22 protein-coding genes are annotated in these 26,904 nt (G+C 60.5%); 15 read left to right on the top strand and 7 right to left on the bottom strand.

All coding sequences use genetic code 11. The annotated features are described in order from the left end of the window. The first annotated feature begins 201 nt into the window (after nucleotides 1-201). Genes sufC through ACLFLU_RS07820 form a run of 3 tightly spaced genes read left to right on the top strand, consistent with a single transcriptional unit; the run spans nucleotide 202 to nucleotide 3,526 of the window. Complete coding sequence (gene sufC / locus ACLFLU_RS07810; RefSeq protein WP_426411692.1) at nucleotides 202-978, top strand: Fe-S cluster assembly ATPase SufC; 777 nt, start codon at nucleotides 202-204, stop codon at nucleotides 976-978. Beyond that, the gene (gene sufD, locus ACLFLU_RS07815) at nucleotides 975-2,282 is read left to right on the top strand and encodes a Fe-S cluster assembly protein SufD (protein WP_426411693.1); all 1,308 of its coding nucleotides are present in this window, start codon (nucleotides 975-977) and stop codon (nucleotides 2,280-2,282) included. The genes sufC and sufD overlap by 4 nt, the downstream gene beginning before the upstream one ends. Continuing rightward, the gene (locus ACLFLU_RS07820; protein ID WP_426411694.1) at nucleotides 2,279-3,526 is read left to right on the top strand and encodes a cysteine desulfurase; all 1,248 of its coding nucleotides are present in this window, start codon (nucleotides 2,279-2,281) and stop codon (nucleotides 3,524-3,526) included. The genes sufD and ACLFLU_RS07820 overlap by 4 nt, the downstream gene beginning before the upstream one ends. Nucleotides 3,527-4,406: 880 nt before the next feature. Here ACLFLU_RS07820 and ACLFLU_RS07825 read toward each other — a convergent pair. Next, complete coding sequence (locus tag ACLFLU_RS07825; RefSeq protein WP_426411695.1) at nucleotides 4,407-5,210, bottom strand: calcium-binding protein; 804 nt, start codon at nucleotides 5,208-5,210, stop codon at nucleotides 4,407-4,409. A 481-nt stretch (nucleotides 5,211-5,691) separates the two neighbouring features. Between ACLFLU_RS07825 and nifD the strand changes: the two genes are divergently transcribed. The 8 genes from nifD (at nucleotide 5,692) to fdxB (ending at nucleotide 13,389) form a co-directional block, all read left to right on the top strand. Beyond that, the gene (gene nifD, locus ACLFLU_RS07830; protein ID WP_426411696.1) at nucleotides 5,692-7,191 is read left to right on the top strand and encodes a nitrogenase molybdenum-iron protein alpha chain; all 1,500 of its coding nucleotides are present in this window, start codon (nucleotides 5,692-5,694) and stop codon (nucleotides 7,189-7,191) included. Between the two features lie 71 nt (nucleotides 7,192-7,262). Beyond that, nucleotides 7,263-8,819, top strand: a complete 1,557-nt coding sequence (gene nifK / locus ACLFLU_RS07835; protein WP_426411697.1) for a nitrogenase molybdenum-iron protein subunit beta — start codon at nucleotides 7,263-7,265, stop codon at nucleotides 8,817-8,819. 94 nt (nucleotides 8,820-8,913) lie between these two features. Further along, nucleotides 8,914-10,584, top strand: coding sequence for a nitrogenase iron-molybdenum cofactor biosynthesis protein NifE (nifE, locus tag ACLFLU_RS07840; RefSeq protein ID WP_426411698.1), 1,671 nt, complete (start codon nucleotides 8,914-8,916; stop codon nucleotides 10,582-10,584). 9 nt (nucleotides 10,585-10,593) lie between these two features. Further along, nucleotides 10,594-11,997: a nitrogenase iron-molybdenum cofactor biosynthesis protein NifN gene (gene nifN / locus ACLFLU_RS07845; protein ID WP_426411699.1), complete on the top strand. Its 1,404-nt coding sequence runs from the start codon at nucleotides 10,594-10,596 to the stop codon at nucleotides 11,995-11,997. Continuing rightward, nucleotides 11,994-12,389: a nitrogen fixation protein NifX gene (gene nifX, locus ACLFLU_RS07850; protein WP_426411700.1), complete on the top strand. Its 396-nt coding sequence runs from the start codon at nucleotides 11,994-11,996 to the stop codon at nucleotides 12,387-12,389. Before nifN ends, nifX begins: the two co-directional genes overlap by 4 nt. 7 nt (nucleotides 12,390-12,396) lie before the next feature. After that, nucleotides 12,397-12,867: a NifX-associated nitrogen fixation protein gene (locus tag ACLFLU_RS07855; protein ID WP_426411701.1), complete on the top strand. Its 471-nt coding sequence runs from the start codon at nucleotides 12,397-12,399 to the stop codon at nucleotides 12,865-12,867. Nucleotides 12,868-12,876: 9 nt separating this feature from the next. Further along, on the top strand, nucleotides 12,877-13,077 hold the full coding sequence (locus ACLFLU_RS07860) for a CCE_0567 family metalloprotein (protein WP_426411702.1): 201 nt from the start codon (nucleotides 12,877-12,879) through the stop codon (nucleotides 13,075-13,077). 12 nt (nucleotides 13,078-13,089) lie between these two features. Then, complete coding sequence (gene fdxB, locus ACLFLU_RS07865) at nucleotides 13,090-13,389, top strand: ferredoxin III, nif-specific (protein WP_426411703.1); 300 nt, start codon at nucleotides 13,090-13,092, stop codon at nucleotides 13,387-13,389. 491 nt (nucleotides 13,390-13,880) lie between these two features. Here the strand turns inward: fdxB and ACLFLU_RS07870 are convergent, their stop codons facing one another. Together ACLFLU_RS07870 and ACLFLU_RS07875 are read right to left on the bottom strand one after the other, a co-directional pair. Then, nucleotides 13,881-15,560, bottom strand: a complete 1,680-nt coding sequence (locus tag ACLFLU_RS07870; RefSeq protein WP_426411704.1) for a carbohydrate porin — start codon at nucleotides 15,558-15,560, stop codon at nucleotides 13,881-13,883. Nucleotides 15,561-15,735: 175 nt separating this feature from the next. Further along, entirely contained in the window at nucleotides 15,736-16,653 is a 918-nt protein-coding gene (locus ACLFLU_RS07875; RefSeq protein ID WP_426411705.1) for a TauD/TfdA dioxygenase family protein, read from the bottom strand. A 2,315-nt stretch (nucleotides 16,654-18,968) separates the two neighbouring features. On the opposite strand from ACLFLU_RS07875, the gene ACLFLU_RS07880 reads away from it, so the two are divergent. Then, nucleotides 18,969-20,771 (top strand): ABC transporter ATP-binding protein, encoded by a 1,803-nt coding sequence (locus ACLFLU_RS07880; RefSeq protein WP_426411706.1) that lies wholly within the window; start codon nucleotides 18,969-18,971, stop codon nucleotides 20,769-20,771. A 541-nt stretch (nucleotides 20,772-21,312) separates the two neighbouring features. Here ACLFLU_RS07880 and hemN read toward each other — a convergent pair. The 4 genes from hemN to ACLFLU_RS07900 all read right to left on the bottom strand — a co-directional run bounded on the left by hemN (nucleotide 21,313) and on the right by ACLFLU_RS07900 (nucleotide 24,812). Next, entirely contained in the window at nucleotides 21,313-22,647 is a 1,335-nt protein-coding gene (gene hemN, locus ACLFLU_RS07885; RefSeq protein ID WP_426411707.1) for an oxygen-independent coproporphyrinogen III oxidase, read from the bottom strand. Between the two features lie 103 nt (nucleotides 22,648-22,750). After that, entirely contained in the window at nucleotides 22,751-23,623 is an 873-nt protein-coding gene (locus tag ACLFLU_RS07890) for a xanthine dehydrogenase (RefSeq protein WP_426411708.1), read from the bottom strand. Nucleotides 23,624-24,008: 385 nt separating this feature from the next. Continuing rightward, nucleotides 24,009-24,212, bottom strand: coding sequence for a hypothetical protein (locus tag ACLFLU_RS07895; RefSeq protein WP_426411709.1), 204 nt, complete (start codon nucleotides 24,210-24,212; stop codon nucleotides 24,009-24,011). A gap of 9 nt (nucleotides 24,213-24,221) precedes the next feature. Beyond that, a complete protein-coding gene (locus ACLFLU_RS07900) occupies nucleotides 24,222-24,812 on the bottom strand; it encodes a hypothetical protein (RefSeq protein WP_234685252.1) in 591 nt (196 codons plus the stop codon). Nucleotides 24,813-25,090: 278 nt separating this feature from the next. On the opposite strand from ACLFLU_RS07900, the gene ACLFLU_RS07905 reads away from it, so the two are divergent. From ACLFLU_RS07905 to nifS, 3 genes are read left to right on the top strand one after another with little or no spacing between them, the layout of a single operon-like run. Further along, nucleotides 25,091-25,405: a HesB/IscA family protein gene (locus ACLFLU_RS07905; RefSeq protein ID WP_426413930.1), complete on the top strand. Its 315-nt coding sequence runs from the start codon at nucleotides 25,091-25,093 to the stop codon at nucleotides 25,403-25,405. Between the two features lie 17 nt (nucleotides 25,406-25,422). Continuing rightward, nucleotides 25,423-25,713 carry a NifU family protein gene (locus tag ACLFLU_RS07910; protein WP_426411710.1) on the top strand — a complete coding sequence of 97 codons (291 nt, stop codon included), beginning with the start codon at nucleotides 25,423-25,425 and terminating at the stop codon, nucleotides 25,711-25,713. Then, a complete protein-coding gene (nifS, locus tag ACLFLU_RS07915) occupies nucleotides 25,710-26,903 on the top strand; it encodes a cysteine desulfurase NifS (RefSeq protein WP_426411711.1) in 1,194 nt (397 codons plus the stop codon). Before ACLFLU_RS07910 ends, nifS begins: the two co-directional genes overlap by 4 nt. Nucleotide 26,904: the final 1 nt, after the last annotated feature.

The following is a 26,904-nucleotide window of genomic DNA, read 5'->3' on the forward strand; positions in this document are numbered from 1 at the left end:
GCTGCCAATGGAATTCGCAGTGGAGGCGCAGAAGCTGATCTCGATCCTGCTGGAGGGGGCGGTCGGCTAGCTCTGACCTCATCCTGAGGAGGCCGCGCAAGCGGCCGTCTCGAAGGATGGATACCGGATTGATTGTTGGCCGCATCCTTCGAGACGCGCTTTCGGTGCTCCTCAGGAGGAGGAGATAGACGGAACGACACAATGACATTGCTTGAAGTGAAAGGCCTGAAGGTTCGTGTCAAGGAGCGTGAGATCCTCCACGGGCTGACCCTGACCGTGAACGAGGGCGAGATTCACGCGATCGTGGGGCCGAACGGCTCCGGCAAATCGACGCTCTCCCATGTGATCGCCGGCAAGCCCGGTTATGAGGTCACCGACGGCCAGATCGTGTTCAAGGGCGAGGACCTCCTGAAGATGGATCCGGAAGAGCGCGTCGCGAAGGGGGTGTTCCTGGCTTTCCAGTATCCGGTCGAGATCCCCGGCGTTGCCATCATGACCTTCCTGCGCACCGCGCTGAACGCGCAGCGCAAAGCGCGCGGCGAGAGCGAATTTTCGCCTCCAGACTTTCTGAAGAAGGTTCGCGAGGTCTCCAAGTCGCTGAACATCCCGCAGGACATGCTCAAGCGCAGCGTCAATGTCGGCTTCTCCGGCGGCGAGAAGAAGCGCAACGAGGTGCTCCAGATGGCGCTGTTCGAGCCGAGCCTGTGCATCCTCGACGAGATGGATTCCGGCCTCGATATCGACGCGCTGCGCATTGCGGCCGACTGCGTCAACGCGCTGCGTTCGCCGGGGCGCGCCATGGTCGTCATCACCCATTATCAGCGGCTCCTCAATTACATCGAGCCTGACGTCGTGCACGTGATGTCGAAGGGCCGTGTCGTGAAGAGCGGCGGCAAGGAGCTGGCGCTGGAGCTGGAAGCGTCCGGCTATGCCAATTTCCGAGGACGCGGCTTGGCCGTGTTGCGGATATTCCGATGACCCTGGCTCTGGCGAATACCAATCCCGAATGCCCGGCGAGAGACGTTTTTAACGCCGCGCTGGGACGATTACCCGGCGCGGGAGCTGTTGCCGATGCTCGCGCCCGCGCTTTCGACGCATTCGAGCGCGCTGGCCTGCCGCACCAGCGCCTTGAGGAGTGGACATACACTGACCTTCGCGTGCTGATGCGCGCGGTCCTGCCGCTAGCGCCGGTACCGGACGTTGCCGCGCTGGTGCGCGCAAAAGCGGCAGTTGCGCAGACGGCACTCGAAGGCGCGGCTAAGCTGGTGCTGGTCGACGGAGTGTTCGCGCCTGACCTGTCGGACCCGGCGGCGTTCGGCGAGGGCGTCGATGTCAAGACGGTGCCTGAGTTTCTGGAGTATCCAGCCGGGGCCGATCTGCTGATAACCTTCGCGACGGATCCGATGATCTCACTGAATGCCGCGATGGTGACTGACGGTGTCGTGGTCACGCTTGGCGATGGTGTCGAGCTGCGCCCTCCGATCCAGATCATTCACGTCGCGACTCAGGCTTTATCGTCTGCGTTCACACGCTCGCGTCTGAAACTTGGCAAGAGCGCACAGGCGACCCTGGTCGAAAGCTTTGTTGCTGCCGATGGCGCGAGCGCCTATCAGGTTCACGACGCGGTGATCGCCCAGATTGGGGAAGGAGCGAATCTTTCGCATTTGCGCGTGGTGGCTGACGCAGCTGGCGCCACGAACATCTCGTCAAGCATGATCACAGTCCATGAGAAAGCGACGGTCAATTCCTTCAACATGACCTATGGCGGAACTGTCACTCGCTACCAGGGCTTCATTACATTGGCGGGTGCGCGGTCCGATCTCTCCCTCAACTGCGTCAACCTGCTCAACGATACCCAGCACGGGGACACCACGCTGGTGATTGATCACGCCGCACCTCGTTGCACGAGCGAAGAGAATTTCCGCTGCGTGGTGGACGATCGAGGCCATTCCGTGTTCCAGGGACGGATCATCGCCAACGCGCAGAAATCGCAGGGCACGATGATGACGCGGGCGCTGCTCCTGTCTGACGAGGCCAAGGCCGATAACAAGCCGGACCTGCAAATCTTCGCGGATGATGTCACCTGCGGCCATGCCGCGACATCAGGCGCGCTCGACGACAGCCTCTTGTTCTATCTGCGCGCGCGCGGCCTGCCCGAGAAGGAGGCGCAGGCGCTTTTGATCCAGGCGTTTCTCGGCGAGGCGATCGAGGAGATCGCAGACGCTGGTCTGCGGGAGTTCGTGAGCGCGCGGGTCGCGCGCTGGCTGGAGACGCGGCGATGAGCACGCATCCGGCCGTTCGCGGTTCCACTTATGACGTGATGCGCGTTCGTGAGGAGTTTCCGGCGCTTGCCATTCGGGTGTATGGCAAGCCGCTCGTCTATCTCGACAATGCTGCGTCGGCCCAGAAACCCAGGACGGTGCTCGACCGCCTCATGCGGGCCTATACAAGTGAATATGCCAATGTGCATCGCGGCCTGCATTACCTCGCCAATGTCGCGACCGAAGCCTATGAGGGGGCGCGGACCAAGGTGGCGCAGTTCGTCAACGCCCGCCGTTCAGAAGAGATTATCTTCACCCGCAATGCCACCGAAGCGATCAACCTCGTGGCCTCTTCCTATGGGCAGCCGAATATCGGCAACGGAGACGAGATCGTGCTCTCGGTCATGGAGCACCACTCCAACATCGTGCCCTGGCATTTTCTGCGGGAACGCCACGGCGTCGTGATCAAATGGGCGCCGGTTGACAGCGACGGCAATTTTATCATCGAGGAACTCGAAAAGCTCCTCACCGCCCGTACCAAGCTGGTCGCAATCACGCACATGTCGAACGCGCTGGGCACTGTCGTGCCGGTCAAGGACGTGGTCAGGCTGGCCCACGGCCGCGGCATCAAAGTGCTGGTCGATGGTGCGCAGGGCGCCGTGCACCTGCCGGAGGACCTGCAGGACATCGGTTGCGATTTCTACGTCTTCACCGGTCACAAGCTCTACGGGCCGACCGGGATCGGTATGCTCTACGGCAGGCATGAGCGGCTTGCTGCGATGTGGCCCTTCAATGGCGGGGGCGAGATGATACGTGATGTGGCGCAGGACCGGGTCACGTATGGTGATCCTCCGCACAAGTTCGAGGCCGGCACGCCGCCGATGGTCCAGGCGATCGGACTGGGGGCCGCCATCGACTATGTCAACTCGATCGGTAAGGCGCGCATCGCCGCGTATGAGCAGGATCTTGCCGAGTACGCGCACGAGCGCTTGGGTGAAATCAAGTCGCTGCGGCTGATCGGCATGGCGAAGGACAAGGGGCCGCTGATCTCCTTCGAGCTGAAGGGCGTCCATCCCCACGATGTCGCGACGATCATCGATCGGCAGGGGGTTGCAGTGCGCGCCGGCACGCATTGCGCGATGCCGTTGATCAAGCGGTTCGGTGTGCCAGCAACGTGCCGTGCGTCATTGGCGCTCTACAACACGCATGCAGACGTTGATGCACTCGCGCAGGCCGTTATTGCGGCCGATGAATTGCTCGCATGAACGGGCGACCGCGCCCCAAGCGATAACGGATGGCTCCGTCGCATCGCCGCACCAATACGTGAAATCCTCATAGCGTGTGGCCTCTGCCGGCGCGGGTGAGGCGGTTCTTTGGCGCGACCAGAAACGAGGGCATGCGTGCTGGTGGACCAGGGCGCGGCATTGGCTGATGCGAGCGAAATCGAAATCCGGCGGTAGAGGTTCAGCTTCACAATCATCCCTGCCAAGTCACGTTTCAATCCGCAGGTCGTGCTCGCGGTCATGCGCGCTGGCTAGCGACATGGTGGGTCTTGGCGCGGCAAGGGAGATTTTGAGTCCCCTTAGTTGGCGCTATAACTATTTGATTTCATCGCATAAAACTGTTTTTTAAGAGGGTGGAATGGATGATGGAGATCCGGGAAGGGCAAGAAGGTCATCGCGGTGCTGCAGAGGGCGGTCGTGAACCACGAGGCAGAGAACGATTCCCTCTTCACCGATCCGGATTGCCACACCTTGAAGGACTATACGATGCGCGGGATCCAGACCGGCTTTCGCCCTTGCTGCTGTCGGGGCGAAGAGGTGGCCGCTATTTTGCCACCACAACCGACCGAACCGGAATCCCGGACTTCGCTTTCATGCCATTCGACGTGAAGCGTACTGCGGCTTCGGTGAAATCATCCCGATCTCGGATAGAGGCGAAAAGGTCAACTGACGACAGCAAACTCATTGATTGGAATTGGGGTATTTTCCCGACGCGCTTGAGGAGGATCGGGTCTGCGGCCAGCGCGCGAGGCACAGCTTCATCAAGCTGAACACGCTGTGCCTGCCATTGCCGTGGCAAGCAGCGGAAAGGGAAAGCGCCCGCCGGTGGGGGCGGGCGCAGGGTTCAGCACGGGTTTTGGAGTCAGTGGAATGTGAAGTTTCCTGCGGTCAGGCCCAAGCTGGCCAAGCCGTCCACGCTGTGCACATTGCTCAGGTGGGCGAACTCGTCAACGTGGTTCGCGGAGGTGACGTAGGCCAGATTCGCAGTCATGCTCTTGTATCCAAAGTAGACGATCATGTCGCCGGGGGCCGCGGAAATGGCACTGGCTGCGTCAGAGCCGTTGGAGAAACCCCGATCGGTGATCACCACGACATGTTCCCCGTGGGCACCTGAGGCTGGGCCACTGTAGAAGGTGTCCACCTGATTGCCAGACCGCATGCTGACGTGATTGAGGAAGTTCGCGTTGAGACCGTCGCTGCCAAAGCCAACCGCGTCAAATGCGAAGGTGTCGTGTTTTGGGTCGAAATCCACGATAGTGGTGTGGTCGGGGTCCGGCCCGTACTGTGGGTCTAGTCCGGGGACCGGGTTGTGGAATTGGAACGCAAAGGTGTCGTTGCCGGTGCCTCCCGTCAGGGAATCCCTGCCGTCACCGGCGAAGAGGACATCGTCGCCGGGACCTCCGTAGAGTTTATCATTGCCCTCATTGGCGACTCGCGGTTTGTCGGGACCGCTGTCGCCGTAGAGAAAGTCGTTTCCCTCCTCGCCGAAGACGTTGTCATTGCCCGCGCCACCGAACACTCGGTCATTGCCCTCGCCGGCCGAGATGACGTCGTTTCCGGCACGACCGTCGATCCAGTCATCGCCCTTGGGGTCGATGATTATATCGTTACCGTCGCCGCCAAAGAGACTATTGCTGCCCGGACCGCCAAGAATTGATTTGTCCACCGCGAAATACTCCTTGTTAGACAGCCCCCACCACGCCACCTGGTCCGTTCATATTGCTCATCGGCCAATCGGAATAATTTATTGTTTTGATAGAACGCATCGGCATGGTGGATACATCCATGTGCGCGTCTCTACCGCACCTCAGCGCATCAGCTGGTGCGACCCGGCTTGAGCGGTTGGCCGCCGGGCTATGACGCAGTCGCCAGCGGGCGCGCCAAGCCCACCCCAAGGCTACCGTTTTGCAGCCGAATATCAGCGGTACAATGCCACGCGCGCTGCTCGTTGTTTTCTATCGAACAGGCGCAAGCGAGTCTGTCCATGGCGAAGTCCTGATGTCGGCTTTGCAACACAGTCCGGCCGGGCTCGCCGACAACGCTATGTTCTTCCAACTCCGCTCGTTTTTGTATTTGCACGTGGCTGGCACGGTCGTTGCTAAACTCTTCGCTGAGCGCCGTATCGCTAACTCTCAAAGGATATCAGCATGAGCTTCGCTACGACCGAAAGCATTGAGGAGATCAAGGCCCGCAATAAGGAACTCATCCAGGACGTGTTGACGGTCTATCCCGACAAGACCGCGAAACGGCGCGCCAAGCACCTGAACGTTCATGAGTCCGGGAAGGCGGATTGCGGAGTTAAGTCCAATCTCAAATCCATTCCCGGCGTGATGACGATCCGCGGCTGCGCCTATGCGGGCTCCAAGGGCGTGGTCTGGGGACCGATCAAGGACATGATCCATATCAGCCATGGTCCGGTTGGGTGTGGCCAGTACTCCTGGGGGTCGCGGCGGAACTACTACGCCGGTACGACCGGTATCGATACGTTCGTAACCTTGCAGTTCACGTCCGACTTCCAGGAAAAGGATATCGTGTTCGGCGGCGACAAGAAACTCGTCAAACTCATTGATGAGCTGCAGGAGCTGTTCCCGCTCAACAACGGCATCACCATCCAGTCGGAATGCCCGATCGGCTTGATCGGCGACGACATCGAGGCGGTATCCAAGGCCAAGTCGAAGGAATATGGCGGCAAGACGATCGTGCCGGTTCGCTGCGAGGGCTTCCGCGGCGTCTCGCAGTCGCTCGGGCACCATATTGCCAACGATGCCGTACGAGATTGGGTCTTCGACAAGCTCACGCCTGAGAAATCCCGCTTCGAGCCGACGCCCTACGACGTTGCGATCATTGGAGACTACAATATCGGCGGTGATGCCTGGTCGTCTCGGATCCTGCTGGAAGAAATGGGGCTGCGCGTGATCGCCCAGTGGTCGGGAGACGGGTCGCTGGCCGAGCTCGAGGCTACACCGAAGGCGAAGCTCAACATCCTGCATTGCTACCGCTCGATGAACTACATCTCGCGTCACATGGAGGAGAAGTTCGGGATTCCGTGGTGCGAATACAATTTCTTCGGTCCCTCAAAAATCGCGGAGTCTCTGCGCAGGATAGCGGGCTATTTCGACGACACGATCAAGGAGGGAGCCGAGCGGGTGATTGCAAAATATCAGCCGCTTGTTGATGCGGTGGTCGCAAAATACCGCCCCCGCCTGGAAGGCAAGACCGTGATGCTGTTCGTCGGCGGATTGCGTCCACGCCATGTGATCGGAGCCTACGAGGACCTCGGCATGGAAGTCATCGGCACCGGCTATGAGTTCGGCCACAACGATGACTATCAGCGAACCGCCCAGCATTACGTCAAGGACGGCACACTCATCTACGATGATGTCAATGGCTACGAGTTCGAGCGCTTCGTTGAGAAGATGCAGCCTGACCTGGTTGGCTCCGGCATCAAGGAAAAATATGTGTTCCAGAAGATGGGTGTGCCGTTCCGGCAAATGCACTCCTGGGACTATTCCGGTCCGTACCACGGTTATGACGGCTTTCCGATCTTCGCGCGCGACATGGACATGGCTATCAACTCGCCAATCTGGGGGAAGACCAAAGCGCCCTGGAAGGCTGTCGCAGAACCGAGGCTCATGGCTGCGGAATAAGCGGCCTCTTCGCCTCTCGTCCGAGGCGTCGAGCCGACATTGACCACGATTTTCAAGAGGATTCCCACGAAATGGCGCAGAATGCAGAACACGTGCTCGATCATGTCGAACTGTTCCGCGGTCCGGAATACCAGCAGATGCTGGCCAACAAGAAGAAGATGTTCGAGAACGCTCGAGATCCCGCGGAGGTCGAACGCATCAGGGAATGGTCGAAGACGCCCGAATACCGCGAAAAGAATTTTGCGCGGGAAGCGCTGACGATAAACCCGGCCAAGGCTTGCCAGCCGCTCGGTGCGGTCTTCGCCTCCGTTGGATTCGAAGGCACGCTACCCTTCGTGCACGGTTCCCAGGGATGCGTCGCTTATTACCGCAGCCATCTGTCGCGGCACTTCAAGGAGCCGAGTTCCTGTGTCTCCTCGTCGATGACGGAAGATGCTGCGGTCTTCGGCGGCCTGAACAACATGGCCGATGGGCTCGCCAACAGCTATAACATGTACAAGCCCAAGATGATCGCCGTCTCCACGACCTGTATGGCGGAGGTGATCGGAGACGACCTCAACGCCTTTATCAAGACCTCCAAGGAGAGAGGGGCTGTCCCAGAGCATTTCGATGTGCCGTTCGCGCACACGCCAGCCTTCGTCGGCAGCCACATCACCGGCTATGACAATGCGCTGAAGGGTATTCTCGAGCATTTCTGGGACGGAAAAGCCGGGACAGCACCGAAGCTCGAGCGCACCCCCAACGCGAAGATCAACTTTATCGGCGGCTTTGACGGCTACACTGTTGGCAACACCCGCGAAATCAAGCGCATCTTCGACTTGATGGACGTCCGGTACACCATTCTCGCCGACAATTCCGATGTGTTCGATACGCCGACCGACGGCGAGTTCAGGATGTATGACGGCGGCACCACGCTGGAAGACGCCGCAAACGCGGTTCACGCCAGGGCGACGATATCTGCGCAGCAATGGTGCACGGAAAAGACGCTTGCGTTCATCGCCGGCCATGGCCAGGAGGTCCTGGCTTTCAACCATCCGGTCGGCGTCTCCGCGACCGACGAGCTGCTCATGGCGTTATCGCGCATCAGCGGCAAGGACATCCCCGAGGCGCTGGCGCGAGAGCGCGGCCGCCTGGTCGACGCGATGGCTGACTCCAGCGCGCATATCCATGGCAAGAAATTTGCGATCTATGGTGACCCAGACCTATGTTATGGGCTGACTGACTTCCTGCTCGAATTGGGCGCCGAACCGGTCCATGTGCTGTCCACAAATGGGAACAAGGCTTGGCACGATAAAATGCAGGCCTTGTTTGCGAGCTCGCCGTTCGGCCAGAACTGCCATGCCTATCCAGGGCGAGACCTCTGGCACATGCGCTCGCTGCTGTTCACGGAGCCGGTCGACTTCCTGATCGGCAATACGCATGGCAAATATCTGGAGCGCGATACCGGCACTCCGCTGATCCGCATCGGTTTCCCCATTTTTGATCGGCATCACCATCACCGCTCTCCGGTCTGGGGCTATCAAGGCGGCATGAACGTTTTGGTGAAGATCCTCGACAAGATCTTTGACGAGATCGACAGGAAGACCAGCGTGGCAGGCACTGACTATAGCTTTGACATCATTCGTTGATGACGAAAGACGCCTAAGTCATCGCCGGCAAACATCGGCGGTGGCTTAGCGCGCGATGGCTGATCTCATTAATCGCGATTGAGAGGAGAAACCGATGAGTTCGCTTTCGGCCAGAATCCTGGATGTCTTCAACGAGCCGGGCTGCGCCAAAAACGCCGACAAATCGGAGGCTGACCGCAAAAAGGGCTGCACCAAGCAACCTAAGCCGGGCAGTGCGGCGGGCGGGTGCGCCTTCGACGGCGCAAAGATCGCGCTGCAGCCCTTCACCGATGTGGCCCACCTGGTGCACGGCCCGATCGCCTGTGAGGGCAATTCCTGGGACAACCGCGGTGCAGTGTCATCGGGTGCCAGCATCTGGCGCACCGGTTTCACCACGGACATGAACGAAACCGACATCGTGTTCGGCGGCGAGAAGCGTCTTTACAAGGCGATCAGGGAGATTTTGGAGAAATACAATCCGGCGGCGATCTTTGTCTATCAGACCTGCATTCCGGCCATGATTGGCGACGACGTCCATGCCGTCTGCAAGGCGGCGTCTCGGAAGTTCGGCAAGCCCGTGATTCCGGTCAATTCGCCCGGCTTCGTGGGTTCGAAAAACCTCGGCAACAAGCTGGCCGGGCAAGCGTTGCTTGATCATGTCATCGGCACCGAAGAGCCAGACCACACCACGCCGTGCGACATCAATCTGATCGGCGAATACAACCTGTCGGGCGAATTGTGGCAGGTCAAGCCGCTGTTTGACGAACTCGGCATCCGCATCCTCTCCTGCATTTCCGGGGATGGGAAATATCGTGAAGTCGCCTCATCGCATCGGGCGCGCGCTGCCATGCTGGTGTGTTCGAAGTCGATGATCCATGTCGCGCGCAAAATGCAAGAGCGCTACGGCATTCCGTTCTTCGAAGGCTCGTTCTACGGCATCCAGGATTCCAGCGACGCGCTGCGCAACATTGCGCGCGTTTTGGTCGCGCGCGGCGCGCCGGCAGACCTGATCGACCGGACCGAGGCGGTGATAGCGCGGGAGGAGGCGCGTGCGTGGGCGGAAATCGGATCCTACAGGTCCCGCTTGGCCGGGAAGAGGGCACTCCTCATCACAGGTGGCGTGAAATCCTGGTCCGTGCCGGCCGCGTTGCAGGAGGCCGGTCTTGAGCTGGTCGGTACCAGCGTGAAAAAATCCACGGACGAAGACAAGGAGCGCATCAAGCAGCGGATGGGGCAGGACGCCCATATGATCGACGACATGGCGCCACGCGACATGTACAAGATGCTGAAGGGCGCAAAAGCGGACATCATGCTCTCCGGCGGCAAGTCGCAATTCGTCGCACTGAAGGCGGCGATGCCCTGGCTCGACATCAACCAGGAGCGCTCTCATGCCTATATGGGCTATTTGGGGATCGTGAAGCTGGTCGAGGAGATCGATAAGGCGCTGTTCAACCCGATGTGGGAGCAGCTGCGCCGGCTGGCCCCATGGGACGATACCGCCAGGGATGGCCACCCCATCCCCACGGCCCTTGCGCACGCGGACGGGCAGGCCGCCGAGACCCCTGCGCTTTTGGAGCCAAGCCGCCGCGCAAAAAGGGTCTGTCTCTGCAACACAGTCGATCGCGGTACGATCGAGGATGCAATCCGCTCGCACGGTCTGACCAGCGTCGAGGCTGTCAGAGAGCACACCGACGCATACGGGGGATGCTGCAGGCGCCGCATACAGGACATCCTGAGGGCGATGTCGGTCTCCCAGCCGCCTGCGATGCGGCAGGCCGCGGAATAGGATGGCGCCATGGCTAGCGTCAGCACTCCGAGCAAGGCCTGCACGGTCAACCCGCTGAAGATGAGCCAGCCCATCGGCGGCGCCTTCGCTTTCATGGGCCTGCGCGGAGCCATGCCGGTTCTCCACGGCTCGCAAGGCTGCACATCCTTTGGGCTCACGCTGTTCGTGCGGCACTTCAAGGAGGCGGTCCCGCTGCAAACCACCGCGATGAGCGAGGTGACAACCGTGCTCGGCGGGTATGAAAATATCGAGCAAGCCATCCTCAACATCCACAATCGAACCAAGCCGGAGATCATCGGGATCTGCTCGACCGGGGTAACGGAAACGAACGGCGACGACATCGACGGCCATATCAAGCTGATCCGCAAGAAGCATCCGCAACTCGCCACATTTCCTTTGGTCCATGCCTCGACGCCTGATTTCAAGGATGCGTTTCAGGACGGCTGGGAAAAGACAGTGGCGCGCATGGTCGAGGTGCTCGTAAGGGCGCCGACGATCGAGGCAGAGCGCGATCCCGTGCGGGTGAATGTCCTGCCTGGATGTCACCTGACGCCCGCCGACCTCGATGAGGTCAGGACGATTCTGGAGGATTTCGGGCTAAAGCCAAGCTTCCTGCCTGACCTGGCGGGATCGCTGGACGGGCATATCCCTAAGGAGTTTACGTCAACGACCATCGGCGGCATCGGCATCGAGGAAATTGCCAGCATGGGCCAGTCCGGCTGGACCATTGCCATCGGTGCGCAGATGCGGCGGGCGGCAGAAGCCATGCAGACTAGGACCGGGGTGCCGTTTCGCCTGTTTGAGCGATTGTGTGGCCTCATCCCCAACGATGACTTCATCGCGTTCTTGAGTGAGATCAGCGGCCGCCCCGTGCCACCAAAGTACCGGCGCCAGCGCGGGCAGCTCGGCGATGCGATGCTGGACGCCCATTTCCATATCGGCGGCCGTAAGCTCGCGATCGGTGCAGAGCCTGATCTCCTGTTCGACCTGTCCAGCATGCTGCACGACATGGGCGCGCAGGTCACGGCGGCCGTGACGACCACGCCCTCGCCCGTGCTGGAGCGAGTCAGGACCAAGGAGGTCCTGATCGGCGATCTCGAGGATCTGGAAGAGCGAGCTCGGAGAGGGAATTGCGATCTGCTGATCACGCATTCGCACGGCCGCCAAGCGGCGGCACGGCTGAAGATCCCGTTTCATCGCGCGGGATTTCCGATGTTCGACCGAATTGGCGCAGGCCACCAGCTGTCCGTTGGCTATCGCGGCACGCGCGATCTGATCTTCCATATCGCCAATCTCCTCATCGCCGACCGCGAGGAAAATCATCAGCCTCAGCCCGATAGCTGGCGGACCTCGACTCGGCCTCTAAACTCCGGCCGCAGCTTCATCGACGCTACAGAGAGTTCGATTCCATGAAGGTCGCATTCGCTACCCAGGATTTAAGCCGCGTCGATGCCCATTTCGGCTGGGCCAAGAACATTGTCATCTATGACGTCGGGCCGGACGGGCACGTCTTTCTGAAGGCGGTGCAGTTCGACGGCGATCTTTCGGAAGACGGCAACGAGGATAAGCTCGCGCCCAAGATCGAGGCGATCAAGGATTGCGCCATCCTCTATGTCGTTGCGATCGGCGGCTCTGGTGCGGCGCGGGTGGTGGCGAACAAAATACACCCCATCAAAGTGGACAAACCGGAGAACATCCTGGAGCTGCTGCAAAAGCTCCAAAGGATGCTGAGGGGAACGCCGCCCCCCTGGATCCGCAAGGCCCTGGCCAAAGCCAAGGAGCGGACGCTTGATTTCGAGGAATGAGGACCACATGACCAAGACCACGGACGTGGCGCCACGCGACAACGCTCTTGATGCGCCGTTCGTCAAGAAGCTGATCGGGATCTGGCGCGCTCAGGACGCCCACGGGGCATGGGAAGGCAAGAGCGATTTCGACCTGATCGAACCCTATATCCTGGGCAAGGAAAAACGGCAGGCGCTGCCGATTGTCGGTGATCCTGATCCGGATACGGTTTGGCGCTTGGAGCTGTTCTTCAACGCGGTCGCGCTCTCGATCGAGAAGGCGACCGGCGTGATGATCCAGCCGATATTGACGATGCATCATGAAGGCTTTGGCCGCATGGTGCTGATCGCAGGCCGCCTGATCGTCGTCAACAAGCAGCTGCGTGATGTGCATCGATTCGGATTCGTCAATCTCGAAAAGCTCGCCGCCCAGGGCGAAAAGTATATCGCGGACGGGATCGGCATGATCCGGAAATTCCCAGACGCGGCGAACTATTGAGGGCGGGACATGAGCGAACTTGAAACGCTGAAGGCAGACATCAAAAAGCTGTCGGCCAAAGCCACGCAGGCCAAGATGGATCTCCACGACCTGTCAGAGGAGCTGCCGCTCAACTGGAACTCGATCATGGCGGTGGCGCAAAGAGCGCATGAGGCGTTTGCCGAACTCGAGAAAAAGCGCGAGGATCTCAAGGCGCAGGAAAGGGCGTAAGGGTATACAAGCATGTCATTTGCAACGCGCGACGGCCGCGACTGGATACCCGATTATCTCGCATCGATCGATTCCGGGAAATGCATCGGATGCGGCCGCTGCTTCAAGGTCTGTGGCCGAAAGGTGATGACATTGAAGGGCATCAACGAGGAGGGCGATCTTGTCGACCTTGGCAGCGACGAAGACGATGAGATCGAGAAAAAGATCATGGTGATGGATGATGAGGGCGCCTGTATTGGCTGCGGCGCCTGCGCCCGGGTCTGCCCGGCCAACTGCCAGACTCACGTGCCCGCCGCGGCAGAAAGGGCTTGACGGCCGCCTCCGTCGTCTGTGCAGGAAGGAGACTTGGTGCGAAGGTGCGGTTGAGAGAATTCCGGCGGCCGCAACTTCACCAGCGTGTTCTTGGCGCAACGAGCCGCCAGCCGCGGACAATAGCTGGGCCGCGTCAATGAGCATCCGAGCACGCGAACGTGCCCTTATCCTCTGCCTAAATGATGATGTCCGGTCCGTAAAGTGCGCTCACTTCAGGTTGCGGTGATCAATGGGCGGACGAAAAAGACCGGCAAGGACTTACCCCAGCGAGGGGCTTGCTCAGCGAATGGGACAATGGAGATTGGCTCCGCGCGCGGCGTGAACGGCATTGCCGCCGTGGTCCCCGTCTCGCCTCATAGAGTAGCGGATCCCCCCGATGTTCGGACTGACCTCGCGGTGGCCGGGCGGCGGCAGAGTTCTTGGCGCAGCTCGCGCTTAGAACTCGGCGGCTCCTTCCGGCGTGGTACTCGCGGCAGAATCCAGCAACGGATCTAGAAGAATACTGATGTCGATACCAAGACGTTCAGGGCATGTCCGGTTTGGCGTGTGTATGTAATGGTTGTCGGATGATTGATGTATAGCAGGCCCAGGGTTGCATAAACTCCTGGCGCCAGCCGCGCAGTGTATCTTCCCCAGATCGCCGTACTGTCGCGATGGACGAGATCGCCTTTAGCCGCGGCCGCATCGACTGCAAAGTGGCTCCAAGCGATATTGGTGGCAGCAATGGCAATCTGATCACGGGGCCGGCTGCTAAATAGTCCTTTCGCATAAAGACGAAGCTCGAGATAGCGGCTGACCTTGTTGACGTCAGACGGAGCGTACATTGCGGAGAACCCACCATAGATACCCCGAGTTGGTGAACCTTGGGCATCAGATTGCAAAAACTGCCGGTCCGCGGCCACGTAGTAGGCGCTGTTCGCGTTGGCTCTCGGTTGGAGCGGATACGCCAAGTGCGGATAGCGGCTGTCGTTGAAACCGATTCCGGCCCGCAGCCAGGTCTCGGGCGACCCCGGAGCCGCCTTGTTCTTAAATCCAGTTTCATCGAGCAATAAAATGCCGGCGTTGGCCGTGCGCCAGTCCAAGCCAGTGGGATTTTCGGTTATGTGCGCCAACTGGCCATCCGGACTGACCGAGCGCTGGATCGAAAACTTGGTGTAGAGGCGATCGTCAAAATTGTACTTCACGTTGAGAGCCGGCGTCGGCGCGGAATCGTTGCTCATTCCGGCTTGGGACAAGATGACCGGCGTCGGCCCAAATGGATTCATTCCCAAGAACTCGTCATGATTTCTGAGGTAACCCATCTTGAGTTCGAACTTCCTGTCAAAAAACGTTTGGTAATAGGCAAATGTATTGATCCCTACTCTATCTGGCCCGGCGGGCTTCCAGGTCCAATGTTGTTGCTCGGCTCCCACGGTTATCTGACCATCGGGAATTCCAAATCGGCTGAGATCGTAGGTCACGATCATGAAATTGACAGTACCGAATGTCGGACTCTCGCCAACATACCGCTGATTGAAGATGGTGCTTTTGGATGCATGCGGCAGCCGATTGTCGATCAACGTGTTTTGCGTCCACCCCACATAGCCGATCCTTAAATCCGCAAGCGCAGATCTAACTCCGCCCTTGTCCTGATCGATCGTATCCGCAGGCCCAGGTATATTGAGCCAAATGCCTCTTTCACGCAGGTGATCGAACTTCGCGAACGGGTCGATCTTCTTTGGGGTCCTGGCCTCGGCAACTTTGTCTGGACGATCGTACCTTGAGTCAGGGATATTGGTCGGTTGTGCCGGCGCCGGGCTGCCGTCGAGATGCCTTGTTCGCTTGAGCTGACGGCTTCGGGTGGCCGCGCCACGCTGCTTTTGAAGGTGTTTTCCAGGAGCCTCATCCGGCATCTCGCTCCTGGTGTCTGATGCATTCTCAACTCCTGCCAACGCCGAACTGCAGAGACTCGCCGCAAAGGATACCGCGATGGCAAGCCCGGCTTGCGTCAGAGTAGATCGAGCGCTGAAGACCGGAGCCGCAGTCGAGCGAGTTCGAACCGACATCGCCACGCCCGCATGCGACGTGAGTTTCCCCTCCTTGTTGCTAGCCTTGATAGATTGTGCGCCGACCAGATCGGCCCGGAGCTTACTCGCAACGTCCGGAAGCTGCTGCGTCAGTAAGCGCGTCATGGACGTCCATGAGCAAGGGGAGATCGTTGTCGGAGGAGGTATCATCGCTCAAGGCGCCGGGACTGGATCTGTTCAATGCCGACAGCGGACCACGCTCGTGGATGCTGTCAGAGCAAACGAGCGGAAGAGACCGCGTCGGCGGGATCTTTGACGTCTCTGGGGAGCCTTAAGCGACCTACGCGGGCGGTTCCTTGGCGGCCTTTATGCGCGTCGAGCTCAATCGACCATCGGTGCTGACGGGCACCTCGCCAGCGACGGTGGCACGGCGAACCACACGACGCTGGTCGCCGTAGTCCCTGACCGCATAATGTTGCGTGGCGCGGTTGTCCCAGATCGCCACATCGCCCACCTTCCAACTCCACCGCACGGTGTTTTCGGGCGCGGTGATATGGGACTGGAAAAGGGTGAATAGCCTCTGGCCGTCATATTTCGGGACGCCAACCAAGCGTTGCACCACGTCGCCGAGCACCAGCGCGCGTTCTCCGGTTTCGGGATGGACACGCACGACGGGATGCTCGGTCTCATAGACCGTCCTGGCGAACACCTCGTCGAGATGCTTTTTGTCGGCCTCGCTGTTGGCCATGACGGAGTAGTCGAACGCATTGCTGTGAACCGCCCAGAGTTCGTCGGCAAGCCGTTGCAGCGGCGCGGAGAGGTCCAGATAGGCGGTCGCGGTGTTTGACCAGATCGTATCGCCGCCAAATTGTGGGATCACAACGCCCCGCAGGACCGCGATTTTAGGATAAGCCTCGAAGAAGGTCCCGTCGCTGTGCCAGAGGTCGGCTCGGCGAGGGGGGCGCGCGGAATCAATCTCGATCATCGATACCGTTCCCTCGACGACAGCGAGTATCGGATACGCCATAAGCGTTCCGAAGCGAAGGGCAACGCGCTCCTGCTCTGCGTTGTCGAGATGGCCCTGATCGCGAAAGAAGAGAACCTTGTGCTCGAGCAGCAGGCTGTTGATCGCGGTAATCGTCTCCGCCGGCAAATCGCCCGACAGCTTGATGTTCCTGATTTCAGCGCCGATCCGCGCCGCGCGCTTTGCGATATCAGCTTGCGGAATGATACTGTCGATCGAGGATATCTTGGTCATGCTGTCATTCTCCTGAAAACGCATCTGTTCGCAAAACGAACCTTTCGGGCTGGGACGCGAATGAGTCAGTCGCAGAATCGGACGGCACATGCAGCGTTTTCAGGTGCCGCTGCGAATGGACCCGTTGCCGCGGGTTTCACGCGATATCAACGAGACCACGATTGACCTGCACGACGTGTCATTTTCCGGTCGTTTGACATGCCCGGTCACCTCGAACAATTGCGAAGATTGGTAGTTGACCGAGACCCAACCCTATCCACGTTCGTGCGGGATCGACGAGGGAATGCTGCCGTCAGTTTCTTTGTATCCCCATGGCCACGACTCAGCAGGCGGGGCAGTAGAAGAGCTGATGATCTCGTTGTATTGCGTGGCCGCAGGTGTTTGACAATGTGCCATTGACGCAAGCGGCGATACAGCGCGCCATTCGTAGCGACTATGGCTTCATTGCGCGCGTGTGGCGCGGGTGCCCCGCGCAAGCATTGCCGGCGCCGGGTTGTTTCCCGATCGCGTGCTATTCGTGGGCGAGAAGGTCAAATCCATGCGGCGGTGAGCCGGATCATGGAGACGCTACAAAAGAACGGCAGATCCCGCTCTTGACGGTCCGAATATTCTTCTGGCCCCTGCGTTGGATGATGTTCAACACCAGCCAAAGTTACGGCAGTTTGGAACGTCACGGGCGCGACTTGCGACAAACCGGTCGTGGACCGCCGCAACCGGCCGCTTGTGTGAGCGAAATCGAATTGCGATGTGATTTCTATTGGGCGACGTGGCCCATACCGCCGCTCGCGAATGACGCCGGCCACACCTGAGCATAAAAGGCCCGCACGGCGGAGCCCCCGTGCGGGCCTTCCTGGAATCGGTCAATCTGGTTACTTCCGCCAGTCTAGACCGATCCAAGCTCGCTGCCATGTAAGGCCCGCAAAGCTGAAAGTTGCAAGCGGCTTGGGAGTTCAGCAGTTTTCTGTGCTTGAAACCGAGAGAGTAGCTGAGGACGGGCGGCGATTTAGCCGGCCGCCTGACAATACATGTCTAGGTTATGAGTCGTATGGGATGACGGAGATGAATTGGCTCCCATGACAGGCGCAGATCGAACGGATAAGTGAGAAGAGAGCGCACCAGCATCGCAAACGGGGCCTCCGTCTCGATGGTCGCTGTTTGCTGGACCGAACACTCCGGTGGAGGCGTCTCGTTCGCGACCTACAGTCGATCGTCACCTGCCGTACGCCTCGAAGCGCTTGACCTTGTGGTTCCGCGTTCGGATGGGGCGTTTGGCCGAGCGCTCCGAGCTCTAACGGTGTCGCGGTGATGTTCTTGCCCGTCGTCATGTGAATACTCCCTCAAGCTAGACACGCGCCTGTCATTTCGGTGGCGCGATACGCAATGCAAATCGCTTGCCGAAGGCAATGTGGTGCTTGACCGGCGAATCCAAAAAGGGCGGGCGGGGTGTCGCAACGCCTCACAGGCGCTCCGTCAGCAACTCTGCAGCGTATCCTGCGGTAACCGAGGCGAGACTGAGAAGCGTACGCTTTTGCGACATGCGAGGAGAATTTGCACGGCCGCCTCTTGTCTGAGAGGGTTTATGACTTTCAGACTTAACCCTCAGACAAGAGGCGTTCCGATGGCTCTGGTCAGCCCTGTGCTCCGGCGCTTGATCGAGGAGACGACTGTCCGCAATTCGCCACGCCGACTCCGGGCCAATCAGGATGCCCAGGGTTCGGACGCTAAGATGTCCTCACTCAGAGCTTGTAACAACCGCGTTACGTGCGCCCGCAGGAACGCCCTGCGCGCCAGTCAACTACTAACCTTAGCAATTGATGGTTTCGGCGCACACATGGCAATCGTGGGGGCATGGCGCTGCGCATGTCATGCGTCGAGGAAATCGGAATGCAATTGATGTCTGTGCGCGCGAACGAGCCTGATGGACATGTCGACTGGTCGTCTGCAACGACAAGGGGTACTCAAAGCGCTATCTCTTCTTTCTCACGGAAAGCCATGATGGACGTTTGGTCGCGGCCGCCGGGCAGGTGCGCGACGCCCTGCTTTCCGATGACTGCGATCCTTCAAAGGAGAAGTCTTCTCGCGAGCGGGGTGCTATGGAGGAAAAAAGGCCGAAGACGTATGGTGGAAGAGGCGGGGCGTTCCCGGTCGTCTCGGAATGCCAGGCTTCCAGGTCCGACCAACTTGGGCTGTTGGCGTCGAGCGTCTCGCTCGGCCGAGGGGTGCGGGCCGACCAGCGGTGATCCGTCGCGCCTTTGCGACGCTGCGGGTAATTCAGATAGAGCCGGCTTGCGCGGTGAGAATGGCCAGATTGCGCTATGACCGCTCCAGCTGATAAACCTCCTACCGCGATGCGGGTCGTGTTGCCCTTCGTGTTCCGGCACTGGCTGAAGCAGCCGGGGCATACCCTTGTCGTGGCCGGCGGGCTGCTCGGTGCGACCATCGCCGACTTATTCATGCCGGTGTTCTCGGGGCATCTGATCGATGGGCTGACGCGCGGCCCGTCCGATCCCGACGCGCGTCATGCGGCGCTGCTCGCATTCGGCGCCATCGTTGCGCTGGGCGCAGCGTCGATGGTGCTGCGACTGATCGGCCTGCAGGCGATCGTGACGTTCACGCTGAAGATCATGTCTGACGTGACGCAGGATGCGTTCACCCGCGTGCAGCGCTTCTCGACCGATTGGCACGCCAACTCCTTTGCGGGCTCCACGGTGCGCAAGATCACCCGCGGCATGGGGGCGCTCGAGCTGTTGAACAACACCATCCTGACGGCGCTGGCGCCTTCACTGCTGGTGCTGATCGGGTCGACAATCCTGCTCGGCGTGTATTGGGCCTCGCTCGGCCTCGTGGTTGCGCTCGGTGCGCTCGCCTATGTCACGATGACGGTGCTGTTCTCTGCGCGCTACATCGCGCCGGCCGCGCGTGTCTCCAACGCCTGGGACACCAAGGTCGGCGGCACGCTGGCGGATGCGCTGACATGCAATGCGGTGGTGAAATCGTTCGGCGCCGAAACACGTGAGGATGCGCGGTTCGCCCGCGTCATCAGCCGCTGGCGCGTGCGCGTGCGGCGGTCCTGGCTGCGCCACAATTGCACCGGCCTGTTGCAACTCTCGCTGCTGTTGTGCCTGCGCGGCTCGGTGATCGGCGGCTCGGTCCTGCTGTGGATGGCGGGGAACGCCTCGCCCGGCGACGTCACCTATGTGCTTACCAGCTACTACATCATCCACGGCTATTTGCGTGACGTTGGCATGCACATCAACAACCTCCAACGCTCGGTCAACGACATGGACGAACTGGTCGCCATCCACGACGAGCCGATCGGCATCGCCGATGCTGCTGGCGCGCGACCCATCGCGATCGAGGGCGGCGAGATCGTGTTCGACGACGTCACGTTCCACTATGGCGGCCATATCGCGCCGCTCTATGACGGGCTGTCGGTGACGATCCGCGCCGGCGAGCGGGTCGGTCTCGTCGGCCGCTCCGGCGCTGGCAAGACGACCTTCGCTAAGTTGGTGCAGCGGCTCTACGACGTCTCCGATGGTCGCGTTCTGATCGACGGCCAGGACATCGCAAAGGCCACGCAGCAATCGCTGCGCAGCCAGATCGCGATCGTGCAGCAGGATCCGATCCTGTTCCACCGCTCGCTTACCGAGAACATCGCCTATGGCCGGCCAGGGGCCAGCCGGGAGGCGATCGAGCAGGCGGCGCGGTTCGCAAACGCGCACGACTTCATCCTGCGGCTGCCGAGGGGCTACGGCACGCTGGTTGGTGAGCGCGGCGTCAAGCTCTCGGGCGGCGAACGGCAGCGCGTGGCGCTCGCGCGCGCCTTCCTGGCGGACGCACCGGTGCTGATCCTGGACGAGGCGACCTCGAGCCTGGATTCGGAATCGGAGGCGCTGATCCAGCAGGCGATGGAGCGGCTGATGAAGGGGCGCACCTCGATCGTGATCGCACACCGCCTGTCGACGGTGCGCAGCCTCGATCGCATCCTGGTGTTTGATCGTGGCGGTATCGTCGAGCAGGGCACACATGTTGCCCTGACCAAGCGGCCCGGTGGCATCTATCGCGGGCTGTTCGAGAGGCAGGTCACCGACTTCGGCCATATTTCGGCGGCAGGCTAGCCGCCGGCATCATTGCATTTGAGATCTCGGTCGTTTGAGACGAGGTCGCTGGTTTGCTCAGCGGAACCTCAAACGCCGCGATGCTGTTGGGATTGTCTGTTCCAATTATGCTTCGCGCATCTCGCCAGAGGGACAGCTTTCGCGCTGGTTGTGAGCGCTAGTCCATCTGGCTGAGTTGCTGGGGATGTCCAGATCGGAGGTTTGATGATGAAAGCTCGTCGCCGGGATGGAAACCTGCGGGGATGGTGAAACTGTTGTCGATGGATCTTCGCGAACGGGTGCTTGTCTATATTTGGAGCGGTGTTTCAGGTCGGGAGGTGACGGAGCGTTTTGGCGTCAGCGCGGCGCGTGTAAGTCACTGGCGAAACGCGCGAGCGGGAGCAAGGCGAAGTCCAGCCGCCAGAGCTCGGGGCGGTGATCGCTGGTCTCGCCGGATTGATGACACAGCCGAATTGCAAGGCAGCCCACTTGCATCAGGCAACCCATCACGGCCGGCGCTTGCCGGTTGTGGTTGCCTTCCACAAACGTCATCCGCAATGGATTAATAGGGTGAGCGGTCCAGATAAGCGTCGAATGCGGCAGCGACAGCGCGGAGCAAAAAACGGTGTTCCTGCCTTACGCGGATGATGCCGCTTTCGATGTCCACGACCCCGTCCTCGGCGAGCATCGGCAAGCGTTCAGCTGAATCGAGCAGGGGAACCGGATCAAAATCAAAGGCCGCACAGATTGTCGGAACATCAGCCTCCAGATCGCACATCAGCCGCTCGATGATCGCGGCCCGGACGCGGTCTTCGTTGCAGAGAGGATAGCCCTTTGACGTCGCCAGACGGCCAGCGCGGATGTGCCGCGTGTAGGAACCCGTTGCAACCTCGTTCAGGACATAGCCGTGGCCGACACGGCCGATGGCCGAGGCACCGAGGCCGATAACGGTTTGACACGTATCAGCCGAGTACCCCAACGAGTTACGTCGCAAGCGACCGGTCTTCTGCGCCAGCGCGAGTTCGTCGTCCGGCAAGGCGAAATGGTCCAGCCCGATTTGGCAGTACCCGGCAGCAACCAGCGTGTCGCCCACCGCCGCAGCCTGTTCGGCACGGGCAACCGTGTCCGGCAGTAGGGCCTCATCGATCAGACGCTGATTTTTCTTGTAGGAGGGAACATGCGCGTAACCGGACACAGCAAGGCGGTCGGGGCGCATCGCCACCACCGTCTCCGCGGTTCGGACGCAGGACTGCACCGTCTGATTTGGCAGACCATAGATCAGGTCGAAGTTGATGCGGGTTATTCCATTCCCGCGAAGATTTTCGATGGCGCCCGCCGTCTCCGCTTCACTCTGGACCCGGTTGATAGCTTTTTGAACGACCGGATCGAAGCTCTGCACTCCCAGGCTTGCGCGGTTGACGCCGGCGGCTCCGAGGGTTTCAGCCATTTCGACCGTGAAGGTGCGCGGGTCGATCTCGACGGCGACAGCAGCCCCTTCCCTGAAGTTGAAGCGGCGGCGCAGGACGTCCATCAGGGCCAGGAACTCGGATGGTGGGATGAGGGTCGGGGTTCCGCCGCCGAAATGCACGTCGCTCACGGGCAGCGCAGGCGGCGCTTGCGCCGCGACCAGACGGGTTTCCTCATGCAGGACCGCCAGATAGTCGAGGATCGGCGCATCCCGGCCAGTGCTGGTCCTCGGAAAGCCGCAATACCAGCAGATCGACCGGCAAAACGGAACGTGGATATAGAGCGACACGGCGTCGTCGGTCGGCAGGCGCCGCAGCCATTCCTCACAATCCTTGGGGCCGACCGCTGCCGAGAACTCCGGTACTGTTGGATAGATGGTGTACCAAGGCAGGCGAGCATCGTAATGCCTTTTGAGGATTGAGGTCTGCAACGTTACTGTCCCCTGCTAGCGCAGCTGCCCGCTGCGGGGCGGGTTTGTCGACACTGTCCAAAAGGCAAAGTGACGCGTTCCGGGCGGCTGTTGCGGCGGCGTGTCACGCGTGTCCCGACATTTCCGGTTCAACGACCCAGCCGAACCGCTGCGCCGCACCTCGAAGGACCGCACTTAGCGTCGCGTTGGCGATTGCCCGGCCGCGGTCGTCGATACCGGTCCATTGCGCCAGTACGCCGCGCGGGTCGATCTCGAGCAGCTTGACGCCGGAAGGAACCTCGGTCCCGTCACGGATGATGCCGCGCAAGACGCCATCGCGCGGCGCCATGACGGACACGCCGGAAAGATGGCCGAGCACGAGATCCTTGTCGACATGCGTTCCAATTGCGACTGACGTTCGCCAGGTGCCATCAAGGCTGGAATAAACGAAACGTTCGGCGCCGAGATCACCGAGCCGGCTCGCAATTCCGTCAGCCGCATCCGTCCAGCCGTTTCGCTGGACCAGGCCGATCCTGCCGGGCCGGGTTTCAATCGCGACATCGCAATTCGAGCTCTTGGAGAAGCCTGGGCCCAGACCTATGGTCAATCCCGCGAGGCGCCGCAGGTCGGGCCTGATCTGGCGCTTCTGCAGACGCGCGTCGATCAGCACATCAATGCGGCGGATCGGAAGGAGGTCGACAAGACCGAGACGGGAGACGATGATCCGTCTTCGTCGGCTTGCGTCCCCGCGGATCGCCCTGAGCACCTGCATGGCGTCGTCGAGGCGTTCACCCACAATATCTTCGACCTGTGCCGTCCCGGCGAACAGCGCGTCATGGAACGCCATCCTGCGCCGGATCACAGGCGGATCGGGATCATGCGACAGCACCACGCAAGTTCCGCCGCGCGCTAGCTGGACGGCGATCGCAGACGCAATCTCATTGGTGCCGAGGATGATCGCGAACAGTCGATCCTGATGATCAGTTTCTAAAGACATTCAGACCTCTAATCGAAGTGTCCTCGCTTCTGCAAACGCTGCCGACAAAGCAGTTGCGCTGGATGATTGCGTCGAACACCTGAGCAAGAGCCGCGCCAATTGACAGATGCCTTGGCTCTCTTGCCGCGAACGATTGCAGGACCGTTCAGCATGAGTTCTGTCCCAAAGCAACGAACGGCTTGCTGATGAATCGCGAACCTGTTTGGAAACCCACATCGCGCAGAAAGCCGGAAGCATCCACGTCGGTTCTTGGTCCGAAAGCGTTCAGTGCGCTAGTCCCGTGGGTTTCATCTCGCGATCGTTGACGAGGACGACAGCCGCGAAGCCATTGGTTGCCCTTGTATGGTGCTGGGGACTCTGTTCGTTGCACCGCAAGGGGGCGCCGTCAATTTGAATTCCAACGCAAGAAGTTCCTGGCCGCACCGGCATCTGTCCGATCGAGCCGCCGCGGATCCGCTTCGAGCGTCGCGCGGCCGTCGCGTTGATCGCGTCGCAACGCGAGCGGCTTCGCGCTCATCACTCCGATGGAAATGGACCGCGACATGCTGACGGCGCGACCTGTCGAGGAGGCCGCTTCGACGAGATCCAAAGTCAGCGCTCAGACCGGGCGGTTCTGGTTGCGGTTTTTCACGGGCCCCATCCGCTTCAGCCCGTCTTCGTAAGGGATCTCCTCATAGGAGGCATCGAGAGCCGTGGCTGCGTCGAGCAGGTAGTCCAGCTTGCCGCCTGCATCGAATTTCTTGAAGTCGTTCTTATCGAGCCCGGCCAGGTCCATCATTTCTTTCCAGACGGTCGATTCATCGCACGGGAGGATGTGGAAGGTGATGTCGCCGACCTTCGTCCGGTATTTCGCCAACAGATCTATATTGTTGCAGAACATGAAGTAGCGCCCGTCGGGCCTCAGCGCGCCGTCCAGAACGCTGCTGACGTCGGTCAGATAGGCCAATGAATGCAGATAACCGGCCAGCACCGGGATTGTGCTTTCGCCTTCCTGCGCGACCGTCAAGACCTGCTCGATTGAATAATCCGGCGGCCGCTTCTCGTCCGCGAGCTGGGCCTGGAACTTCAACGCGATATCGCCACGAAAACCGAATCGGCCCGGCCTGGTCGTCTCGCCCTTGAGAACGGCATTGAGAAGTCGCCCCTCCTTGTCCAGCCGGCCGAGCGCGGTGTTCTCGATTGCAGTCATGAAAATCGTCCTCGATCTAAGCTCATCGCCGGCCCACGACCGGCGCAGCACGGAAATGCAAATTGCTTGCCGACCCATGCACCGCATTTCATCTGTGTAAACGCCTGAAGAACGCACAAGCGCGCTTAAATCCCGAAATCGCCGCGTCGGGAAGCCGACACGAGTCGCAAAGCCAACAGGCGAGAGTTGAAAAACGGAAGCCTTATCAGGCGCGTGTGCGCTGGCATGCGAATTGCCAACTCGCAGTCAGCCGAGCCACGCGAGGTGAAAGAGTGAGCATGATCAAATTGACAGATAACGCACTGAATGCGGTCAGGGGGGTGATTTCAACATCGGGAGCAAGCGGCTTGCGCATCACGGTTGAGTCCGGCGGCTGTGCCGGGTTCAAATACATCATGGGCTTGGCCAATGAGACGACGTCGGACGATACCGTGATCGAGCGCGATGGGGTCAAGTTGTTCGTCGACAACGACAGCCACAAATATCTCGCCGGCACCACCATCGATTTCGTGCTGGCGCAGGAGGGCTCCGGATTCACCTTCGACAACCCGAACGCCAACGCGGGCTGCTCGTGCGGCAAATCCTTCGGCTGACGAAAGAGGTCGCAAGCATGCTGGCCGAATCCAAGCATCTGAAACAACTGCCGGCCGCCGAGATGGACCGGGAGCAAGTGATTCGCGCTGTGATCGAGGAGATCCGCCCCAATCTGAAACGCGACGGTGGTGACTGTCAGCTGGTTGCGATCGACGGGACCAAGATCATGGTCAAGCTGACGGGGGCCTGCGTGCTCTGCAAGCTGTCAGCTGCGACGCTGGAGGGCATTCAGGCGCGGCTGATCGAAAAGCTCGGCGAATTCGTTCGCCTGATCCCGGTTGCCGGCGCGCCTACAGCGCCATATTGAGCAGGTTTTCAATGGCTATTTATCTCGACAACAATGCGACGACCCGAACGGATCCGTCGGTCGTGCAGGCCATGTTGCCGTTTTTCGCCGAGCAGTTCGGCAATGCCTCCTCGGCCCATGCCTTTGGCAGGCAGGTCGCGGGCGCCATGCGGCAGGCACGCCGCAGCGTGCAGGCGCTCGTAGGGGCTGCCCATGATGACGAGATCGTCTTTACTTCCGGCGGGACGGAATCCAACAATGCCGCCATTCTCTCAGCGCTGGCGACGCAGGAGGGCCGGGACGAGATCGTCACCACCTCGGTCGAGCATCAGGCGATCCTGGCGCTGGTCGAACAGGTGGCCCAAAGCGGGGCCAAGGTTCATCTGATCGCGGTGGATTCGCGCGGCCGGCTCGACCTTGAGGCGTTTCGGTCGGCGCTTGGACCACGTACGGCGATTGCATCGGTGATGTGGGCCAACAACGAGACCGGCACCATCTTCCCGGTGGAACGTCTGGCCGGATGGGCGCGCGCCTCCGGCGCGCTGTTTCATACCGATGCCGTGCAAGCGGTCGGCAGGGTACCCATTGACCTGAAGGCCAGCGTTATCGACATGCTGTCGCTGTCCGGGCACAAGCTGCATGGACCCAAGGGGATCGGCGCGCTTTACTTACGCAAAGGCACGACATTCAGGCCGCTGATCCGGGGCGGAGGACAAGAACGCCGGCGCCGCGGCGGAACCGAGAACATCCCCGGCATCGTCGGTCTCGGAAAAGCGGCAGAGCTTGCTGCAGAGCGGCTCGACCGAGCGCGCGTTCGTGTTGCTGCGCTGCGCGATCGTCTGGAGCAGTCGATCTTGCAGAACGGTCGCTGCACGGCCCTTGGCGACCACTGTAACCGGCTGCCGAACACAATCAATATCGCCTTCGAGGGCCTCGAAGGGGAAGCGATCGTCCATCACCTCAATCGCGCCGGCATTGCCGCGTCGCTCGGGTCAGCCTGTCACTCAGGCGCGATGGAGCCATCGCATGTGCTGCGCGCCATGCATGTGCCGGCGAGCAGCCTGCCCGGCGCGGTGCGCTTTTCGCTGTCCCATGAAACCACCGCTGAAGAAATCGATCAGGTCGTGCGTGCGCTGTCCGACATCCTGGTCCGTCTGCGTGGCATGTCCCGAGAGCTCGCCCCGCTAGCAATCCGTAATTCCTGGAGTTGAT

Origin of the sequence: Bradyrhizobium ganzhouense (genome assembly GCF_049949285.1) — a bacterium.
Taxonomy (GTDB): domain Bacteria; phylum Pseudomonadota; class Alphaproteobacteria; order Rhizobiales; family Xanthobacteraceae; genus Bradyrhizobium; species Bradyrhizobium ganzhouense.

Excerpts from the sequence above, each read along its gene's own strand:
- sufC (WP_426411692.1), top strand. The coding sequence starts at position 202 with ATGACATTGCTTGAAGTGAAAGGCCTGAAGGTTCGTGTCAAGGAGCGT.
- sufD (WP_426411693.1), top strand. The coding sequence starts at position 975 with ATGACCCTGGCTCTGGCGAATACCAATCCCGAATGCCCGGCGAGAGAC.
- ACLFLU_RS07820 (WP_426411694.1), top strand. The coding sequence starts at position 2,279 with ATGAGCACGCATCCGGCCGTTCGCGGTTCCACTTATGACGTGATGCGC.
- nifD (WP_426411696.1), top strand. The coding sequence starts at position 5,692 with ATGAGCTTCGCTACGACCGAAAGCATTGAGGAGATCAAGGCCCGCAAT.
- nifK (WP_426411697.1), top strand. The coding sequence starts at position 7,263 with ATGGCGCAGAATGCAGAACACGTGCTCGATCATGTCGAACTGTTCCGC.
- nifE (WP_426411698.1), top strand. The coding sequence starts at position 8,914 with ATGAGTTCGCTTTCGGCCAGAATCCTGGATGTCTTCAACGAGCCGGGC.
- nifN (WP_426411699.1), top strand. The coding sequence starts at position 10,594 with ATGGCTAGCGTCAGCACTCCGAGCAAGGCCTGCACGGTCAACCCGCTG.
- nifX (WP_426411700.1), top strand. The coding sequence starts at position 11,994 with ATGAAGGTCGCATTCGCTACCCAGGATTTAAGCCGCGTCGATGCCCAT.
- ACLFLU_RS07855 (WP_426411701.1), top strand. The coding sequence starts at position 12,397 with ATGACCAAGACCACGGACGTGGCGCCACGCGACAACGCTCTTGATGCG.
- ACLFLU_RS07860 (WP_426411702.1), top strand. The coding sequence starts at position 12,877 with ATGAGCGAACTTGAAACGCTGAAGGCAGACATCAAAAAGCTGTCGGCC.
- fdxB (WP_426411703.1), top strand. The coding sequence starts at position 13,090 with ATGTCATTTGCAACGCGCGACGGCCGCGACTGGATACCCGATTATCTC.
- ACLFLU_RS07870 (WP_426411704.1), bottom strand. The coding sequence starts at position 15,560 with ATGACGCGCTTACTGACGCAGCAGCTTCCGGACGTTGCGAGTAAGCTC.
- ACLFLU_RS07875 (WP_426411705.1), bottom strand. The coding sequence starts at position 16,653 with ATGACCAAGATATCCTCGATCGACAGTATCATTCCGCAAGCTGATATC.
- ACLFLU_RS07880 (WP_426411706.1), top strand. The coding sequence starts at position 18,969 with ATGACCGCTCCAGCTGATAAACCTCCTACCGCGATGCGGGTCGTGTTG.
- ACLFLU_RS07890 (WP_426411708.1), bottom strand. The coding sequence starts at position 23,623 with ATGTCTTTAGAAACTGATCATCAGGATCGACTGTTCGCGATCATCCTC.
- ACLFLU_RS07900 (WP_234685252.1), bottom strand. The coding sequence starts at position 24,812 with ATGACTGCAATCGAGAACACCGCGCTCGGCCGGCTGGACAAGGAGGGG.
- ACLFLU_RS07905 (WP_426413930.1), top strand. The coding sequence starts at position 25,091 with ATGATCAAATTGACAGATAACGCACTGAATGCGGTCAGGGGGGTGATT.
- ACLFLU_RS07910 (WP_426411710.1), top strand. The coding sequence starts at position 25,423 with ATGCTGGCCGAATCCAAGCATCTGAAACAACTGCCGGCCGCCGAGATG.